The sequence below is a fragment of the Leptospira bandrabouensis genome (assembly GCF_004770905.1).
Taxonomy (GTDB): Bacteria; Spirochaetota; Leptospiria; order Leptospirales; family Leptospiraceae; genus Leptospira_A; species Leptospira_A bandrabouensis.
In genome coordinates this window covers 173,693-189,613 of sequence record NZ_RQHT01000014.1, presented here as the reverse complement: position 1 = coordinate 189,613, position 15,921 = coordinate 173,693, and the positions used below count along the sequence as shown (strand labels likewise).

16 protein-coding genes are annotated in these 15,921 nt (G+C 38.9%); 7 read left to right on the top strand and 9 right to left on the bottom strand.

The genetic code is table 11. The features are described from left to right. The first annotated feature begins 65 nt into the window (after positions 1 to 65). From EHR07_RS08060 to EHR07_RS08050, 3 genes are read left to right on the top strand one after another with little or no spacing between them, the layout of a single operon-like run. Positions 66 to 1,436, top strand: a complete 1,371-nt coding sequence (locus tag EHR07_RS08060) for a hemolysin family protein (RefSeq protein ID WP_100728484.1) — start codon at positions 66 to 68, stop codon at positions 1,434 to 1,436. Continuing rightward, positions 1,437 to 1,967, top strand: coding sequence for a phosphopantothenoylcysteine decarboxylase (locus EHR07_RS08055; protein WP_135744613.1), 531 nt, complete (start codon positions 1,437 to 1,439; stop codon positions 1,965 to 1,967). Further along, the gene (locus EHR07_RS08050) at positions 1,964 to 2,641 is read left to right on the top strand and encodes a phosphopantothenoylcysteine decarboxylase domain-containing protein (RefSeq protein ID WP_135744612.1); all 678 of its coding nucleotides are present in this window, start codon (positions 1,964 to 1,966) and stop codon (positions 2,639 to 2,641) included. The genes EHR07_RS08055 and EHR07_RS08050 overlap by 4 nt, the downstream gene beginning before the upstream one ends. On the opposite strand, the gene EHR07_RS08045 is transcribed toward EHR07_RS08050, so the two are convergent. Together EHR07_RS08045 and EHR07_RS08040 are read right to left on the bottom strand one after the other, a co-directional pair. After that, complete coding sequence (locus EHR07_RS08045; RefSeq protein ID WP_100728481.1) at positions 2,627 to 2,983, bottom strand: DMT family protein; 357 nt, start codon at positions 2,981 to 2,983, stop codon at positions 2,627 to 2,629. The two genes, EHR07_RS08050 and EHR07_RS08045, sit on opposite strands and share 15 nt — an antisense overlap. An 89-nt stretch (positions 2,984 to 3,072) precedes the next feature. Then, positions 3,073 to 3,828, bottom strand: coding sequence for an SIR2 family NAD-dependent protein deacylase (locus EHR07_RS08040; RefSeq protein WP_135744611.1), 756 nt, complete (start codon positions 3,826 to 3,828; stop codon positions 3,073 to 3,075). Positions 3,829 to 3,902: 74 nt separating this feature from the next. Between EHR07_RS08040 and EHR07_RS08035 the strand changes: the two genes are divergently transcribed. Then, positions 3,903 to 5,060 (top strand): aminotransferase class I/II-fold pyridoxal phosphate-dependent enzyme, encoded by a 1,158-nt coding sequence (locus EHR07_RS08035; RefSeq protein WP_135744610.1) that lies wholly within the window; start codon positions 3,903 to 3,905, stop codon positions 5,058 to 5,060. Positions 5,061 to 5,090: 30 nt separating this feature from the next. Here EHR07_RS08035 and EHR07_RS08030 read toward each other — a convergent pair whose 3' ends face one another. The 5 genes from EHR07_RS08030 to EHR07_RS08010 all read right to left on the bottom strand — a co-directional run bounded on the left by EHR07_RS08030 (position 5,091) and on the right by EHR07_RS08010 (position 9,643). Continuing rightward, the gene (locus EHR07_RS08030) at positions 5,091 to 5,744 is read right to left on the bottom strand and encodes a cytochrome c-type biogenesis protein CcmH (protein WP_135744609.1); all 654 of its coding nucleotides are present in this window, start codon (positions 5,742 to 5,744) and stop codon (positions 5,091 to 5,093) included. A 1-nt stretch (position 5,745) separates the two neighbouring features. Continuing rightward, complete coding sequence (locus EHR07_RS08025) at positions 5,746 to 7,944, bottom strand: heme lyase CcmF/NrfE family subunit (protein ID WP_135744608.1); 2,199 nt, start codon at positions 7,942 to 7,944, stop codon at positions 5,746 to 5,748. Continuing rightward, complete coding sequence (locus EHR07_RS08020) at positions 7,941 to 8,333, bottom strand: cytochrome c maturation protein CcmE domain-containing protein (RefSeq protein ID WP_100728477.1); 393 nt, start codon at positions 8,331 to 8,333, stop codon at positions 7,941 to 7,943. Before EHR07_RS08020 ends, EHR07_RS08025 begins: the two co-directional genes overlap by 4 nt. A 101-nt stretch (positions 8,334 to 8,434) precedes the next feature. Beyond that, the gene (locus tag EHR07_RS08015) at positions 8,435 to 9,211 is read right to left on the bottom strand and encodes a YdcF family protein (RefSeq protein ID WP_135744607.1); all 777 of its coding nucleotides are present in this window, start codon (positions 9,209 to 9,211) and stop codon (positions 8,435 to 8,437) included. Positions 9,212 to 9,241: 30 nt separating this feature from the next. Further along, positions 9,242 to 9,643 (bottom strand): hypothetical protein, encoded by a 402-nt coding sequence (locus tag EHR07_RS08010; protein WP_100728475.1) that lies wholly within the window; start codon positions 9,641 to 9,643, stop codon positions 9,242 to 9,244. An 82-nt stretch (positions 9,644 to 9,725) separates the two neighbouring features. Here EHR07_RS08010 and EHR07_RS08005 point away from each other — a divergent pair, with 82 nt between their 5' ends. Genes EHR07_RS08005 through EHR07_RS07995 form a run of 3 tightly spaced genes read left to right on the top strand, consistent with a single transcriptional unit; the run spans position 9,726 to position 13,830 of the window. Continuing rightward, positions 9,726 to 10,757, top strand: coding sequence for an MBL fold metallo-hydrolase (locus EHR07_RS08005; protein WP_100728486.1), 1,032 nt, complete (start codon positions 9,726 to 9,728; stop codon positions 10,755 to 10,757). Positions 10,758 to 10,811: 54 nt separating this feature from the next. Further along, entirely contained in the window at positions 10,812 to 12,281 is a 1,470-nt protein-coding gene (locus tag EHR07_RS08000; protein ID WP_135744606.1) for a sodium:proton antiporter, read from the top strand. Positions 12,282 to 12,324: 43 nt separating this feature from the next. Continuing rightward, entirely contained in the window at positions 12,325 to 13,830 is a 1,506-nt protein-coding gene (locus tag EHR07_RS07995; protein ID WP_135744605.1) for an aromatic amino acid ammonia-lyase, read from the top strand. Here EHR07_RS07995 and EHR07_RS07990 read toward each other — a convergent pair. Both EHR07_RS07990 and EHR07_RS07985 read right to left on the bottom strand, forming a co-directional pair. After that, a complete protein-coding gene (locus tag EHR07_RS07990) occupies positions 13,796 to 14,779 on the bottom strand; it encodes a DUF368 domain-containing protein (RefSeq protein WP_100728472.1) in 984 nt (327 codons plus the stop codon). The two genes, EHR07_RS07995 and EHR07_RS07990, sit on opposite strands and share 35 nt — an antisense overlap. Before the next feature lie 27 nt (positions 14,780 to 14,806). Beyond that, positions 14,807 to 15,874: an MraY family glycosyltransferase gene (locus EHR07_RS07985; RefSeq protein WP_135744604.1), complete on the bottom strand. Its 1,068-nt coding sequence runs from the start codon at positions 15,872 to 15,874 to the stop codon at positions 14,807 to 14,809. Positions 15,875 to 15,921: the final 47 nt, after the last annotated feature.

Below are 15,921 nucleotides of genomic sequence, written 5' to 3'. Positions count from 1 at the left end.
TACTTAATTCTATTCCTCATACCAATGGACCCTGATCATAATACTTTAGCGGTGTTCGAGTTTCTATGGAAATAATCGGCATCTTTCTTATCTTCCTCCTTGTCTTTGTGAATGGTTTCTTCGTAGCTTCCGAGTTTGCTATGGTCTCGATTCGGCCTTCTCGCCTCGAAGAGCTTGTCAAAGAAAACCGGGCAATGGCTCTTTTGACAAAAAAAGCCGTCTCAAAAATCGATGATATGTTGTCGGTTTGCCAAGTGGGTATCACTGTCGCAAGCCTACTTCTTGGATGGATTGGCGAAGCTTTGTTTGCCAGTGTTGTCTCTGGATTCCTTCACATGTTTCAAATTGAACTGGATCTTGTGACCATCCATAGCATTTCGATAGGAGTTTCATTCACACTCATTACATTACTACATGTGATTTTGGGAGAACTAGTCCCGAAAACTCTTGCCATCCAAAACACAGAGTCGATTGCTCTTGGTGTTTCGGGCCCCATGTGGTTGTTTTATTATTTGTTTTTTCCAGTCACTTTTGTGATGAATCGGTTGGCGGGTGGCGTTCTTACTCTGTTTCGTCTGCAAAGGACTGGTGATAAGTATGTTCACTCGGCAGAAGAACTTATGATCATCATTGAGGAACAAAGGAAACAAGGTCGGATTGATAATGCAGAAATGCAACTCATCCAAAAGACTTTTGATTTTTCAGAACATACAGCAAAAGATGTAATGACACATCGACTTTCTATCATTGGGATTTCGCAAGAGTCTACGATAGATAAAATGCTTCCACTGATTGCCGAACATAGTTTTTCGAGATACCCTGTGTATGATCAGACTTTGGATCGGATCGTGGGAATTGTCCATGTCCAAAAATTTTTAAAATGGCAAGCGGCACACCTTTCCGCGAAAGGTAAAAAAGAAAAAATCACTGTGATTATGGAAAAGGATTTTGTGAAAGTCCCAGAATCTATGTCCATAGAACGTGTGATGACAAAACTTCGTGAGAAAAAACAACACATGGCCATTGTGATTGATGAATACGGAGGTGTTTCCGGCTTACTTACGTTAGAAGATATTATAGAAGAGTTTTTTGGTGAAATTCGAGATGAAACAGATACCGATGAAGTGGATGTAACCTCTAAAAATAAGAAAACCAAAACTATCACTTTAGATGGTGAAACAGAACTTTCAAGTTTATCTGATATTTTGGAAGGGGAAGAACCTTCTGATATGGAAGAAGTAAGAACCATTGCTGGTTATTTTATGGAAAAGAACGAAGATATGCCAAAAGAAGGCAGTGTCGTTCAAATCAAAAAAGGAAGTTTGAAGGTTAAAAAAATGGAGGGGAATAAAATCATCTCTATCCAATTCACCCCCAAACTAGAAGAAGATACCGACTCAGAAATGGAAAGGGAACTCTCTTACGAGGACAGATAAATGAAGGAAATTATAATCGCTGTATCTGGATCCATTGCTTCTTACAAGGCTTGTGATTTGGTAAGAGGTCTTACCAAACAAGGTTATCCAGTTCGTGTGATTATGACTTCCAATGCCACCAAATTTGTGGGAAAAATTACCTTCGAAGCCCTCACGGGAAAACCAGTGAGAGTGGATGAATTTGATACGGGTATGGCTCATATTGAAATCAAAAATCTTGCTTCTGTTTTTGCCGTGGTTCCAGCTTCTGCAAATATCATAGGCAAAATGGCTAACGGAATTGCTGATGATTTGGTAACATCTACTTATTTGGCATGCACCTCTCCTGTGTTAGTCGCCCCTTCTATGAATCCTGGAATGTATTTACACCCTGCTGTCCAAAGAAATTTAAAAACATTGGAATCAGATGGAGTAAACATTGTTTCTCCTGACAAAGGGATTGTGGTTTGTGGGGATGAGGGATACGGAAAACTAGCTACGGTTGAATCCATCATGGAACAAATCATAAAACTTCATACTGCTAATTCATGAATCTAAAATTCAAACGAGTCATTGTTACCTCCGGACCCACACGGGAATGGATTGATCCTGTGCGTTATATTTCCAATGCTTCTTCGGGAAAGATGGGTTACGAAATTGCCACTTCCTTTTTGAAATACCCAGTGGAGGTAGTTTATATCCACGGAAATACACTAGAGCGATATTCCCATGTTCAGGGAGCGGTTCGAAACATTGAAGTTGAAACCACAATCCAATTAAGAGATGCCGTTTTATCAGAAATCACTAACGATAGTTTGCTTATCATGGCAGCGGCCCCTGCGGACTTTCGTCCGATTATGACAGCAGAACATAAAATCAAAAAAGAAAAAACTTCTGAAGGAACCAAAGGACTTCTTCTTGAATTAGAAGAAAATCCTGATGTATTACAACAAGTAACAGAATTTGTCAAAGAACATAAAATTCAGAATTCCCTTCGAGTTGGGTTTGCTGCCGAAACTAGAGAATTGGAACGCCATGCCAAAGACAAACTCGTTCGAAAAGGACTTTCCTATATCGTTGGAAACTATGTGGGTTCTGGAAAAGGTTTTGGCGAAGTGGATTCTAGTGTTCGTATTTTTGGTGTTAGTGGGCTAGAAAAAGAAATTGGCCCACTTCCTAAAGAAAAAATTGCAGAAGAACTAGTATCCTTTTTAGTGTCCGTTTGATTTTGATCCAAAACCAAACGCAAAGTAACCAGCAAGAAGAATCAGTCCAAAACTTACGATATAATTCCATTTGATTTTTTCGCCAAGAAAAACTGTAGCAAAGACTATAAATACAAAAATGGTAACCACTTCTTGGATGATCTTGAGTTGAAAACCTTCAAATTTATAAACTGTGAATCCAATGCGGTTGGCTGGAACCATTAATACATATTCGAAAAAAGCAATACCCCAAGAAAACAAAATGATATAAAACATATTGTTTGATTTGGCAAATTTTAAATGTCCATACCAAGCAAAGGTCATAAAGATATTGGAAAGTACTAGAAGAAAGATGGTTAACATAAAGTTCTCTTATTTGTTATTTCTAAATGGCAAATGTATAAATGGTTGATTGATATTGTATTTTGCTGCCTTCAAACATAAACAAAATTTTAGTTTCGTTTTGTATCGGGAAACACTTCTTTAAAAATTTCTGGAAGGACCTCTCCCGATTTACCGCCAAAATGAACTTGCATGGATGGTGTAAGAGTAGTGGTTTCAGGATTGATTTCAATTCCCAAAGCCCCATTACGGATCGCAGTCAATGCTAAATTTGCAGGTACAGATACATTGGCACTAGTTCCAATCACAAAAACAATATGGGCGACTTTACTTAGTTCCCAAGCTTTGGTTAGGAGTTTGTTGTCATAACCTTCGCCAAACCAAACGATATCGGGTCGTAAAAGGGATTCACATACGGGACAAAACTTTAAACCTGGTTGGTTGATTCCGTCTTCCCCTAAGGAAAACTTTTCCCTACAACTTGTACATCTTGCACGAAAGATATTACCGTGGATTTCTAATAGGTTTTTGCTACCTGCTCTGGAGTGAAGTCCATCTACATTTTGTGTGATTAAGTTGATCGAAGGCGATAGAGATTGCCATTTTGCAATCGTTAGGTGTCCTTCATTCGGTTTTGCATCCAAACAGATTCCACGCCGCCAGTCATACCATTCCCAAACTACATCAGGATGATTTTCAAATGCTTCCGGTGTCGCTAGTTCCTCCGCTTTAAATGTTTTCCAATACCCGCCCTCTCCCCGAAAGGTGGGAATTCCACTTTCGCTAGAAATTCCTGCTCCTGTGAGAAATAGGATATTCTTAGCAGAACGAATTCTCTGGATGACATCGGGTGAAAGGGTGCTCATCTATGGGATCATTCTAACAAATTATGTAAAAAATTAAATCGGAAAAAATAAAGGAAAAAGAAAACTGGTAGCCAATGGCAAATCATTGGGAAGAAGTCCAAAAAAAACTGGATTCCATACGTGAAAAACAATTGTTTCGGGAGACTAAGGTCTATCAGGGAATTGACTTTTGTTCCAATGACTATATGGGATTAACATCTAATCCTCGTATGTTGGAGTTTTTCCAATCGAGAAAAAATTTATATCCTTTTGGGTCGACGGCATCGCGGTTGGTAAGGGGGAATACAAGTTCCATGGACCGGTTCGAATCGGAGTTTGTCCATTTTGTAGAAGGGGAGGCCGCACTTTTGGTTTCTACCGGATTTACTGCAAATTTCGGACTTTTGGATTCCATTGCGGCTCCCGACTGTTTCGTGTTCACCGATCGATTGAATCACGCATCCATTTTAGATGGGATTCGCATTTCGGGAGCTAAAAAAAAATACTATAATCATTTGGATTTAAACCACTTACGTACTTTATTAGAAAAAGCTGATTTGGAAGATCCAAATCGCAAACATAAACGTATCGTTGTGACGGAAACTTTATTTAGTATGGATGGAGATTCACCTGATTTAAAAACCTTACTGAGTTTAAAAAAAGAATTTGGATTTGTTTTGGTTTTAGACGAAGCCCATACTTTGGGAATTTATGGCCCAAGTGGGAAGGGACTAGTCTTTCGTGATTTAACTCTTTCTGAAATCCAGTCCATTGATTACAGAGTTTACACTTTGGGAAAATCTTTAGGACTTGAAGGTGGGATCATTGTTACTAAAAAAATAGGTAGGGATCACTTAGTGAATGTAATGCGGCCCTTTATATTTTCCACAGCACCTCTCCCAATGGTTTCAGAACTTGCTTCTTTTGCTCTTTCTTTACTTAGTTCTATGGATAAAGAGAGAGAAACTTTATTGACATTGGCAAAAGAACTAAAGAATTCTTTGGAAGAAAATGGATTTGTTTTAACCAATTCTACTTCGCATATAATCCCAGTTTTACTGACAACAGAGAAAGAGGCTTTATTTTTTGCGAACAGTTTGCAAGAGAGAGGTTTGGATGTTCGAGCCATCCGTCCTCCCACAGTGTCGACTCCGAGGTTACGCATTAGTTTAAATGCAAAACTAGGCTTAAGTGATATTCAAACATTAGTGAAGGAATTAATTTTAATTAGAGAGAAATGGAATTCTCTCTAATTGGTTTCCTTTTTTTGTTTCAAATTCGCTTTAGGATTCTTCTTCGAATTTGCGGATTTTGTTTTTAATTTGTTCTGTAGTCGATTTTAAGTCATCAAGAGATTGTTTAGTGTTAGTTGAGATAGACTCTTTCTTTTTTCTTGTTCCGAATTTGTAAATTCCAAACAATCCCAAAATTCCGAGTGCCAGGAGAGTGAAATTTATCCAGGTATCATCCGGTTTAGCCAAAATTTTAGGTCCAAACCCGTAGACAATCGAATCGACCATTCCTTGGTTTCCGTTTTCTTGAAACATAACTACGATTGGATCTTGTAAAACAGAAGTTCCGAATCCATTTTCCATTTTCGATATGATTTCTTCTTCTTTCATCCCGTCTTTGATTCGGTTTTCGATAAATGTTTTTATGTAACTCGACGCCGCACACATGTTAAATGAACACGATTGAATGGGAAGACTTGGTAAACAAATACAACGAATGTTTTCCGTAACCTTTAAGAAAGTTTGGATTTGTGCTTCTTCTTTCAGATTGGTGGTTGTTTTTTGTGCTAAAAGTAGGCTTGGAAATAGGAAACAAAATCCAATCACCAATAAATTTGATTTCGAAAGGGAACGAAACCAAACATTTGTAGGATAGGAAGAAGTTTCCTTTTTGGACTGGGTTTTGTATTGATCACCTAACTTCATTCTATCCTACCGTTTTCTTTTTGGTTTCGCCGACTGGTAGCAGTAAAAATATCCCTGATAAGAAATAGAGAAGTGATCCGATCCATATCAGTTTTACCAGTGGGTTCACCCATACTTCCAAGTTTGCTACAATCTGTTTTGGGAAATTTAGAAATAGTTTTAGTTTATCCATCTCCGTACCAGGAGTGAAATAATACTGCATAAACATCAATGGAAGGTCAGGGTTTTCCGATTTTAAATCAGAGGTTTCAATGGCACCCAATTGGATATAAAAATCTTCCTTAGCCATGGAAAGGATTGCAGGTTCACTAGTAGGGATATGAGTTTCAAAATCTCCTGTTAGGTGAGAGATCTGTGGATAAAACCTACGTTCTGTGGTAAGATCACTTAGTTTTTCTGTACCCCTAAAAATTCCATAAGTTCCTTCTTGGGAAACAATGACATTCTGAATGTTGGGTTCACCACCAAGGCCAGAAATCAATACAGGTTTTAGTTTGAGAGTGGAGGCTTCAATTTGGTAACCACCGATCATCGCTTTATCAATGGATTGATAAACAATCTCTTCCGAAGTCGGTGGTTGGAGCTCATAAAAGAAACGAACGGAAGTATTGATTTTAAAGGCATTTCCTGCATAACCTATAAAAATTAATACCAGGGCGAAGTGCACTAAGTATCCACCATACCGCCGTTTGTTTTTGAGTAACATTCGGTAACCGGCTACCAAGATATTTTCGTTTTTGAATTCTTCTCTTCGTGCTCGAATTCCTCTGTAATATTCTTGGATGATTCCAGAAACTGTAAACACTCCGATTGTCACAGTCAGCACAGAATACACTTCTGCCAAAACATCTCCATATTTGCTATCTGGTTTGGTAAAGTTTTGCGAATAAAAAAGAATGTAGAGCCCACCACCGACAAGACCTGCGATGAAAGGTTTGAGTAAGGTCGAAAAAAATACAGCCCCAGCACCTTTTCTCCAGGCAAGAAGTGGGGCAGCTCCCATAAGAAGTAAAAGAAAAATCCCGGCAGGGACACCCCAGGAGTTAAACCAAGGAGCCTTAAATTCTTTTCCATACAAAAGAGGAGAAAATACACCGAGCAAAATAGCGGCAGTAGAGAGAACGAGTAGAAAGTTGTTTAGTAAAAAACTACCTTCTTTTGAAGTAATGGCTTCTAAATTTCTTTCAGGAGTAAGTTGTTTTCTTCGATAAACCACAAATCCTGTGAAAAATAAAAAACTAACGATGATATAAATGATAAAAGGAGTTCCAATTGTCGATTTGGAAAAACTATGTGGGCCTTCCAAAACTCCGGAACGAGTGATCCAAGTTCCCAGTAAACTAAAGTGGAAAGCAAGGATGACAAGTAACATATTCCAAAACTTTAACATCCCTCTACGTTCTTGGATCACCACAGAATGAACAAAGGCACTGGTGAGTAACCAAGGCATAAGGGATGCGTTTTCTACTGGATCCCAAGCCCAATAACCACCCCAACCTAACTCTTCATAGGCCCACTTGGAACCGAGTAAAATCCCTGTTCCCAAAAAGAACCAAGAAAACAAAGTCCACTTGCGAATGAACTTCATCCAATCTTCTGAAAGTTGGCCCGACACAAGTGCCGACATTGCAATGGCAAAAGGAATGGAAATACTTACATAACCAATATAAAGAATAGGGGGATGGATGATCATCGCCCAATGTTGGAGTAGGGGATTTAAACCCCTTCCTGCAGCGGCTTCAGGAACAAATTCACGGAATGGTTGAGCATCTCCATAAAATACGGCAAGAAAAGAAAAAAATCCAGATAAAACAGCAAGGATGAGATTCATCATTGGAATTCGATCTTCGATGGATTTCCTAGTTTGCCATAACACGATAAAGGTGAAAACACTAAGAATCAAATTCCAAAACAACAAACTTCCGGAGGAACCAGACCAAATTGATGTCATTTTGTAAAATAGTGGTAAGTGTTCACTGGAATGCATGACCACATAATAGTTGCTATAGTCAGATCGGACCAGTTGTGTTAATAGAACTGTAAAAGTAAGTATGATGACAAATGGATTTGTCATGAGGGCAAGACGGCCAAGTTCTATGGCTTTTCTGTCTTGTTTATAAATTCCGTATATTGTTTGTAAGGCGGAAAAAATTAATACGGCGAGTGATGCAGATAAAAGGATGGTTCCTAAATTGTTCATTTTTCCTCAGCGTATCCTGCTTCATATTTCGAAGCACACTTGGCTTCTACGTGAGAGGCAACTAGAACCCCGTGGTCTAACTTTCCATCGACTCGGGCCCTGGCTCCTTCTTTAAAAGCATCAGGCAAAAGTGTTTCCCCGGTAAAAAAAACAGGGATGATTTGGTCATTTAGTTCTAAATCAAATTTGGCTTTTTTTCCTTCGCGGACAAGACTCCCCACCCGCACAAATCCACGTACACGCAGGTTTTGGTCTGAGTATTTAGTTTGGTTTGCTGCCAGTTCGGAAGCATCTAAAAGGAGGTAGGAGGTTTCTTGTGAAGAGAAATAAGCAATCCCTCCGAGAGAAAGTCCAATGAGAAACAAAAGAGTTAAAAACTTACGATTCATAATCTATTCTTTAGACGGATTCCCGTCTTTCCTCTAACCTCTCTGATTGCAGGTTGCGGTCAAACAAAAAGGTCTTAAAAAATACCAGAGAAAATCGACTGTTATAAATAGGATTTGGCACGATACACAAAATATCCCACCCATTCTTTGATAGAAAGAGTCGTTTGGTCCAAAAATCCTGCAGAAGGAATGTAGAGTTCAAAGGCTCCCGATTGTAAATTTGTCGAACGGTAATCTGTCGGAAAGGCAATAAAAGAGATGTTTTGTTTCTGAAAGCAACCTGCCGCCCGTTTCATATGGAAAGCAGAGGTAATGAGAATCGCTGAATTTATTTTTTTTTCAATGAGTAACTTCTTTGTTTCGATCGCGTTTTCGTAGGTATTTCTGGAATTGTTTTCCCAAATTAAATCTTTTTCTGGAACACCAAGACCTAAAAACAATTCCTTTGCTAAGTCTGCTTCTCGATAAACATCCGTAAAAAGAAGTCCCGATCCACCTGTAAAAAGAATCTTTTTTACTTTCCCTGCTTTATAAAGTCGGATTGCATCTGTCAACCTGTCGACTGAGTCCGTAAGTTCAGGCCTTCCTGGATGCACTGAAATGGTTTGGACCATCCCACCGAGAACAATGGCTACTTCTGATTGCGGAACCTCATTGATGGTTATGGGAGGATAATCTTTTTCAAGAGACCTTAGTAAAAAATTCGCCACATGCGCGTTAGATGCTAGATACAAAAATAATACGATGCAAAAAAGACGTAATTTCCCTTGTTTTGACTTTGTTGTTAAAATGAGAAAGAAAGATAAGATAAAAAAAATAGGAAGGGGGAAAAGTAAAACTGTACCTAGTTTGGAAATTGTAAAAAATATTGAATCCATGGGTCATAGGATTCTGAATCCTAGGGAATCTTACCAGTCGAAATCGGGACCTAAAACCCCAATCCCACTCCCCCAATATTGGGAAGGATGCGGGTAACGAACGGAAATGCCAAGTGGTGACCGGGAATATTTCCAATCCCTTGCAATTTGTTTGCGTTGTTGGATTTGTTCTTCGGGAGTGGTAGATTCGATTTTCTGTAAATAGGCTTTGGTCGTATCCACCCATTCTTTAATGGCAGAAGGATTTTGTTTTTTTAAATCTTGGATCAAAATTCTAAGTTCAAATTCTGCGTCTTCTCTTAGGTCACGAGCAATTTCTGAAACTTCTGCATTGGCTCCAAAAATGGTTTCACTTCCTTCCGTTCGGTCGACTGTGTCTCTCCATTTTGCATAGGCAATCATCAAATCCTTTGTTTCGTTATACCTAAACATAATAACAAAACGATTGTTCCTGTTTCTAAAAAACGCAATCGAAAATTACAATCATGGGAAGTTTGTTTTTCGTCTAATCCACGTGAAGTCCCTAAGCTTATATTCCATACTTGTACTTTTTGTTCTTTCTTGTTTCGCTGACGCTAGTGTTCGTACATCGCACCATACACCTACTGGGTTCAAAAACCCAAATCCTAATTTCGAAACAAAAGGTTTTTGGAATGTAATCACTTGGCAAATCCAAAGATTCCGATTGCCCCATAGTGTAGATCCGGTTGATTATCCGAACTTTCCTGTTGTAGAGAATGATGGAAGTCAGCTAAAAACAAATTTATCCCAACTTTCTGTGACTTGGGTGGGACATGCAACAACTCTCATCCAAATTGATGGAGTGAACATCCTAACAGATCCTATTTGGAGCGAAAGGTGTTCTCCTGTAAGTTTTATTGGCCCTAAAAGGTATACCCCGCCGGGAATCAAAATCGATGACTTACCAAAAATAGACTTAATCATTTTATCTCACAATCATTATGATCATACGGACTTACCCACACTGAAACAATTAGAAGAAAAATTTCATCCTCTGGTTCTCACTGGCCTTGGGAACAGAAAACTTCTGTTAGATGAAGGAATACGGAATGTTCAAGAGATGGATTGGTGGGAAAAAACTACGATGAAAGATCTACAAATCACTTTCACACCCACTCAACATTTTAGTGGTCGTGGATTGTTTGACCGAGATAAAACTCTTTGGGGAAGTTATTTGATTTCTGGAAAAAAAGAGAAAGTTTACTTTGGGGGAGACACTGGATATTACACTCATTTCCAAGAGGTCACGAATCAATTGGGACCAGTAGACATTGCTATCTTACCGATTGGGGCTACCGAACCTCGTTGGCTTATGGAACCTGTGCATATCGATCCAAAACAAGCCGTTCAGGCTTTTGGCGACCTTAAGGCAAAGTACTTAGTTCCCATGCATTATATGACTTTTGTACTTTCCGATGAGCCACTGGATTCTCCTGTGCCCCGCACTATAGAAGAGTTAAAACGAGCCGGATTCAAAGAAGGGCAGTTGGTTTCTTTAAAAATTGGAGAATCGCGGTTTTTTTAGTTCCACGAGGTTTGGATTTCGGATAAGCTGTCCTAAAAAAATAGGATGGTGAGCATGTTGAAGAAGCTTCTCACAATGATAGTATTCCTGGTTTGTTTGTCTGTGACAACAGCAGGTTTATTTGCCGAAGATCCGACTCCGGTTCAGACGCAAACAACCACTCAGGAAGAAACAGGACATTCGTCTCACGGCGAGTCAGTACACGAGGAACTACCATATTGGACGGTTTTACCTTTTGTTGCCATATTACTTTCCATCGCAATCTTACCGGTTGCCTCTCACAAAACTTCTCATTGGTGGGAAGACAATAATAACAAATTGATCCTTGCTGTGGGACTCGGAGCCATTTCATTTGTGGTTCTGCTGGTTTATGGTTACAGCCATAATATTGTTCACACAGTATTTTTTGATTATATTCCTTTTATCATTTTACTCGGGTCTTTGTTTTATATTTCCGGGGGAATTGTGATCAAGGGAGACATTCATGCAACTCCTCTTAATAACACATTATACTTGTTAATTGGTGCTGGCCTTGCTTCCTTTATTGGAACTACAGGGGCTTCTATGTTACTCATTCGTCCTTTGTTAAAAACAAATAGCGAAAGAAAACATGTAGTTCACACAGTTGTGTTTTTTATCTTCCTTGTTTCCAATATCGGTGGATCTTTAACACCACTCGGTGACCCTCCACTTTTTCTTGGATATTTGAAAGGAGTTCCATTCACTTGGACATTCAAACTTTTGCCTGAGATGCTTTTGGCAGTTTCTATATTACTCGTTGTGTATTTTGTTTGGGATACAATTGCTTATAAAAAAGAAGCTAAAAAAGATTTAAAAAAAGACGATAAACTTGCGACTCCTTTTTCCATTGGTGGTCAAGTGAACTTCATTTGGTTACTTGGTGTGATTTTGGCAGTTGCTTTTTTGAACAGTAACTACATTCCTGAAATCAATCAAACACCATCTCTTGGATTTATTCGCGAGGCAGTATTAATTGTACTCATTGGTCTTTCTAAGTTAACTTCTAAAGAAGCCGATCGTAAGTTTAACAACTTTACTCTCCATCCGATCCAAGAAGTGGCTTATCTCTTTATTGGGATTTTCATCACGATGATTCCTGCTCTTGTTTTACTTGAGGCACATGGGAAAGAACTTGGGATCACAGAGAACTGGCAGTTTTTCTGGGCCACAGGAGCATTCTCCTCTGTTTTAGACAATGCGCCGACTTACCTCACCTTTGGTTCGTTAGCTTCTGGTCTCCTCACTCCAGCGGGTGCTGCGGCTCCTCTGACACTAGGTCAGTTCATTGGAAATGTCCAAGCGGAAGAGATTTTGAAAGCCATTTCGGTGGGTGCAGTGTTTATGGGTGCAAATACCTATATCGGTAACGCTCCAAACTTTATGGTGAAATCTGTTGCCGAAGAAAACAAAGTAAAGATGCCATCTTTCGGTGGATACTTAGCATATTCGATGGGAATTTTAGTTCCTGTTTTTATCCTCATTACTTTCGTGTTCTTCGTCTAAACTTTTGGACAAACCGGGGACTTTTCCCCGGTTTTAAATCATTTTGAACTTATCTAAACTCCAATCCTTATCAAAAACTGGTTCATTTCCTCATTTAACTGACGTTCGCTTATCTTTAGAGAAAGAACGAAACCAATTGGAAACTATTTTAGAGTTTTCAAAAGAAAAACTAATTTATGGAATTCATACCGGATTTGGGCCCCATGCCTTCGCATCCAATGAGGATACCGAAAAAATCCAAAAATCATTAATCTATCATTTAACTGTAGAACCTGTATTTTCTTTCGATGGGATTCCCCATTCTCATTTGAGTCATAACGAAGCGAGGGCAGTTCTTGCAGCAAGGATTCATTGTTTATCGCTTGGTGGATCGGGAATTGATTTTAAAACATTAGAACTATTGAATACACTTCTGGAATTGGATTGTATTCCCGTTTTGCCAGAAAAAGGTTCTCTTTCTGCTTCCGGAGATTTGATTCCTCTTAGTTATATTCCTTTGGCACTTCTTGGTGAATCTGGGTTTACAGGTAAAGGAAAGGATTTAGGACCGAGTCGCTGGAATGGTGGAACTTCCCAAATTCCAGGTTTACCTTGGACCCCAAAAGCCAAAGAAGCCATTTCTCTTACTAATGGAACAAGTTTTACCACGGCTCTCCTTGGGCTCCAAGTCCTTGAATTTCGAAACATACTTTCTTATAGTTTGGAACTACTCGAGTATTTATTTAGTTTTCATTCTGTATTTTCTGATGCCTTCCATCCGGCTTACCATAACCACAAACAGTTTCAGGGCCCAAAGGAAATTGTTCGAATTCTTTATCCCGTGGTTTCCAAACATTCCAAAGAGAAAAAAGAAGGAAGTCGAATCCAAGATATCTATTCGATTCGTTGTATCCCTCAAATTTTAGGTTCCATTTTAGATGAAATAATTTCTGTAGGTATGATCGTAGAACAGGAGTTAAATTCTCTTTCGGACAATCCTGTTTTAATTCCTACAGAAGACGGAGTTCGGTTTGCCGAAGGTGGTGGGTTTTATGCCGCCCAAGTCAGTTTTGCTTCTGACCGATTGCAGAATGCGATGGCTGTTTGGTTTACTTGGGTCGATCGTTTTTTGAATTACCTTTATGAACCTAAAGAAAACGGGGAGTTTCCGCTGATGTTGTCAGATAAACCTGGTACTTATGCTGGTTTATCTGGGTTAGGACTTATGTCGACCCACCTAACGGCAGAAGTGCGAAGAGACAGTATGCCAGGTTCTGTGCAGTCTGTACCCACCAATGGCAATAACCAAGACATCGTTCCTATGGGTGCGATTTCTGTTTTGAGAAATCGCAGAACGGTTGTCAGTGGGTATAAATTGTTATCTATTTTGGCATTTTCGGTTTTTCAGAGTTCTCGGTTTGCCAAAAGAAAGGATTTGGTTCCAAGTAGGGATTTGTTTGCCGGCCTAAAGACAATGGCGGAGGATCGAAGTCTGGACTTTGAAATCCAGACTCTGATGGAAAGGTTTAAAAATTCTACTTCTTCTCTTGTAAAGATTCCAATCGGTTGAGACCAAACCCAAGTATTAGACCAAAAACTAAGGCAGCGAGAGGGATTTGTGTTTCCGCAAAATCATTCGGTAGAACGTTCTTTGCTGTAGCAATTTGGATGTCTCGTTTGACTTCTCCCGATCTTCCCACGATAGCCTGACCATGTGCATAATCCTTAAAAGGCCAAAGGATAAAAAACGATCCAAGGATGAGTCCAAGGAGGAAAGTCATAGTATGGGATTTATATTTTACAAATAACCATTTTACAAAATGGGTAAAAATAAGAAGTCCGAGCAAACATCCAATCCCAAAGGCTCCTAGAAAAATAATCGAACTTGGTTCGAGGATGGTAGAAAGTTTCCCTATCACTATTTGGTATTCACCTAACACAAGCATGATGTAAGATCCAGAAATCCCAGGTAAAATCATTGCGGAGATGGCAATGGCTCCTGTGAGAAATGCAATCAAAGGATTTTCGGAACCAGTTGTATCACCCATAAAGAAACTAGGGACTATGGTAAGTAGGATTCCTGGAATTAAAAATAACCATACAAAGAAACTATGTTTTTCGATCAGTTTGTAAGGAACAACTAGGGAAGGAAAAATAAGTCCGATGAAAAGGGCAAGTGTAGCTTGTGGGTGGTTTTGGAGTAAAAACTGGATGAGTTTGGCACCAGAAATCACAGATAATAAAAGTCCAATTCCTAAGAATACAAGGAACCAAAAATCGATACGTTTCATTTCTAAAGCAAAACGTTCTCTTACATCTTCTTTCCAAAATCCAAATACAAGTGCTAACGAAACTTTGATGGTATCTAAGTTAAGGGAAGTGATGGCAGTGATTAATCTGTCATAAAGTCCAAGGATGAGTGCAAAAGTCCCTCCGGAAACACCGGGAATGAGGTTGGCGATCCCGATGAGAAAACCATTGAGAAGGCAGAATAGAATTTCTTTTTTCGATAGAGGCATAAAGGAAAGGATGGGAGTCCGAAGACTTTATGCAAGGTTTTTTCTAGGCACAAAAAGCCAAAGGATTCCATAACTGATTGTTGCAAAAAGAGATAAGATAAAAAATAGAAACTGATTGGAAATGCCTTTAGTTTTTAAGATAAAATGGATACAAACAATGAGAAGATTTAAGAGGGAAAAAATACAAAGTGATCCAACTTTTCCGAGTTTGGTTTCTGTGATCCTTTGGAATAGGTGTTCTCTATGAGCGGTAAATAGATGTTTTTTTTGGAAGAATCGTTTGGTTAAGGTAAAAACCCCATCCAACCAAAAGTAAGGAAACAGATAAAAGTAATAGGTGATATCCCAAATTTCCGATTTTTCTGTTCCCCACTTCCCAACAAACAACGGTAATGCCATCACAAAAAAACCTAATGCTAAAGACCCACTATCTCCCATAAAAAGTTTAGCTCTTGGAAAATTATAAAATATAAATCCGAACATAGAAAGAAACAAGATTCCATACAAACTGTATCCACTATTTCCAATAGAGTAAAAATCGGGAGCCGTCAGGACTAAAGAAAAATACGAAATGAATAGGGTAGCGACTAAATACCAATCCATACCATCCATAAAGTTTACGAGGTTTACTGCAAAAACAAGGAAGATGGTGAGAACAACAACTTGGATTGAATTGGGGAGAAAAACGGTTCCAAAATAGGAAACCACGGGACTAATCCAAATTAAAAACACAGCCACAGTTGTGAGTTCTAAAAACAATCGAAGTTTAGGGCTAAGGTGATACAAATCATCAATGAAGCCAATGATAGAAAAAACAAAAACTCCAGCTAACAAAAGATAAATGTCTTTTTTCTGGACCCAATCTTCGGGTAATGGAAATCTTTCTCCCATTTGGGGGTAAAAAAGGAGAAAAAGGACAGAGAGAAGAAACAGAGGGATAAAAAACATTCCTCCAGATTTTTTTGTGATTACGTTGTGCAAACTCCGTTCATTTGGCACATCTTTGACCCCAAATCGGGAATATACATAAAATGAATGCAAAATCAGGCTAAGAATCGCAAGAATGCTGATCGTAAGCGGTAAAAAAGGGACCATTTTCGCAAAGTTTATCGGTATGGGGTCTTTTGGCAGTTTTTTATTGC

Excerpts from the sequence above, each read along its gene's own strand:
- EHR07_RS08060 (WP_100728484.1), top strand. The coding sequence starts at position 66 with ATGGAAATAATCGGCATCTTTCTTATCTTCCTCCTTGTCTTTGTGAAT.
- EHR07_RS08055 (WP_135744613.1), top strand. The coding sequence starts at position 1,437 with ATGAAGGAAATTATAATCGCTGTATCTGGATCCATTGCTTCTTACAAG.
- EHR07_RS08050 (WP_135744612.1), top strand. The coding sequence starts at position 1,964 with ATGAATCTAAAATTCAAACGAGTCATTGTTACCTCCGGACCCACACGG.
- EHR07_RS08045 (WP_100728481.1), bottom strand. The coding sequence starts at position 2,983 with ATGTTAACCATCTTTCTTCTAGTACTTTCCAATATCTTTATGACCTTT.
- EHR07_RS08040 (WP_135744611.1), bottom strand. The coding sequence starts at position 3,828 with ATGAGCACCCTTTCACCCGATGTCATCCAGAGAATTCGTTCTGCTAAG.
- EHR07_RS08035 (WP_135744610.1), top strand. The coding sequence starts at position 3,903 with ATGGCAAATCATTGGGAAGAAGTCCAAAAAAAACTGGATTCCATACGT.
- EHR07_RS08030 (WP_135744609.1), bottom strand. The coding sequence starts at position 5,744 with ATGAAGTTAGGTGATCAATACAAAACCCAGTCCAAAAAGGAAACTTCT.
- EHR07_RS08025 (WP_135744608.1), bottom strand. The coding sequence starts at position 7,944 with ATGAACAATTTAGGAACCATCCTTTTATCTGCATCACTCGCCGTATTA.
- EHR07_RS08020 (WP_100728477.1), bottom strand. The coding sequence starts at position 8,333 with ATGAATCGTAAGTTTTTAACTCTTTTGTTTCTCATTGGACTTTCTCTC.
- EHR07_RS08015 (WP_135744607.1), bottom strand. The coding sequence starts at position 9,211 with ATGGATTCAATATTTTTTACAATTTCCAAACTAGGTACAGTTTTACTT.
- EHR07_RS08010 (WP_100728475.1), bottom strand. The coding sequence starts at position 9,643 with ATGTTTAGGTATAACGAAACAAAGGATTTGATGATTGCCTATGCAAAA.
- EHR07_RS08000 (WP_135744606.1), top strand. The coding sequence starts at position 10,812 with ATGTTGAAGAAGCTTCTCACAATGATAGTATTCCTGGTTTGTTTGTCT.
- EHR07_RS07990 (WP_100728472.1), bottom strand. The coding sequence starts at position 14,779 with ATGCCTCTATCGAAAAAAGAAATTCTATTCTGCCTTCTCAATGGTTTT.
- EHR07_RS07985 (WP_135744604.1), bottom strand. The coding sequence starts at position 15,874 with ATGGTCCCTTTTTTACCGCTTACGATCAGCATTCTTGCGATTCTTAGC.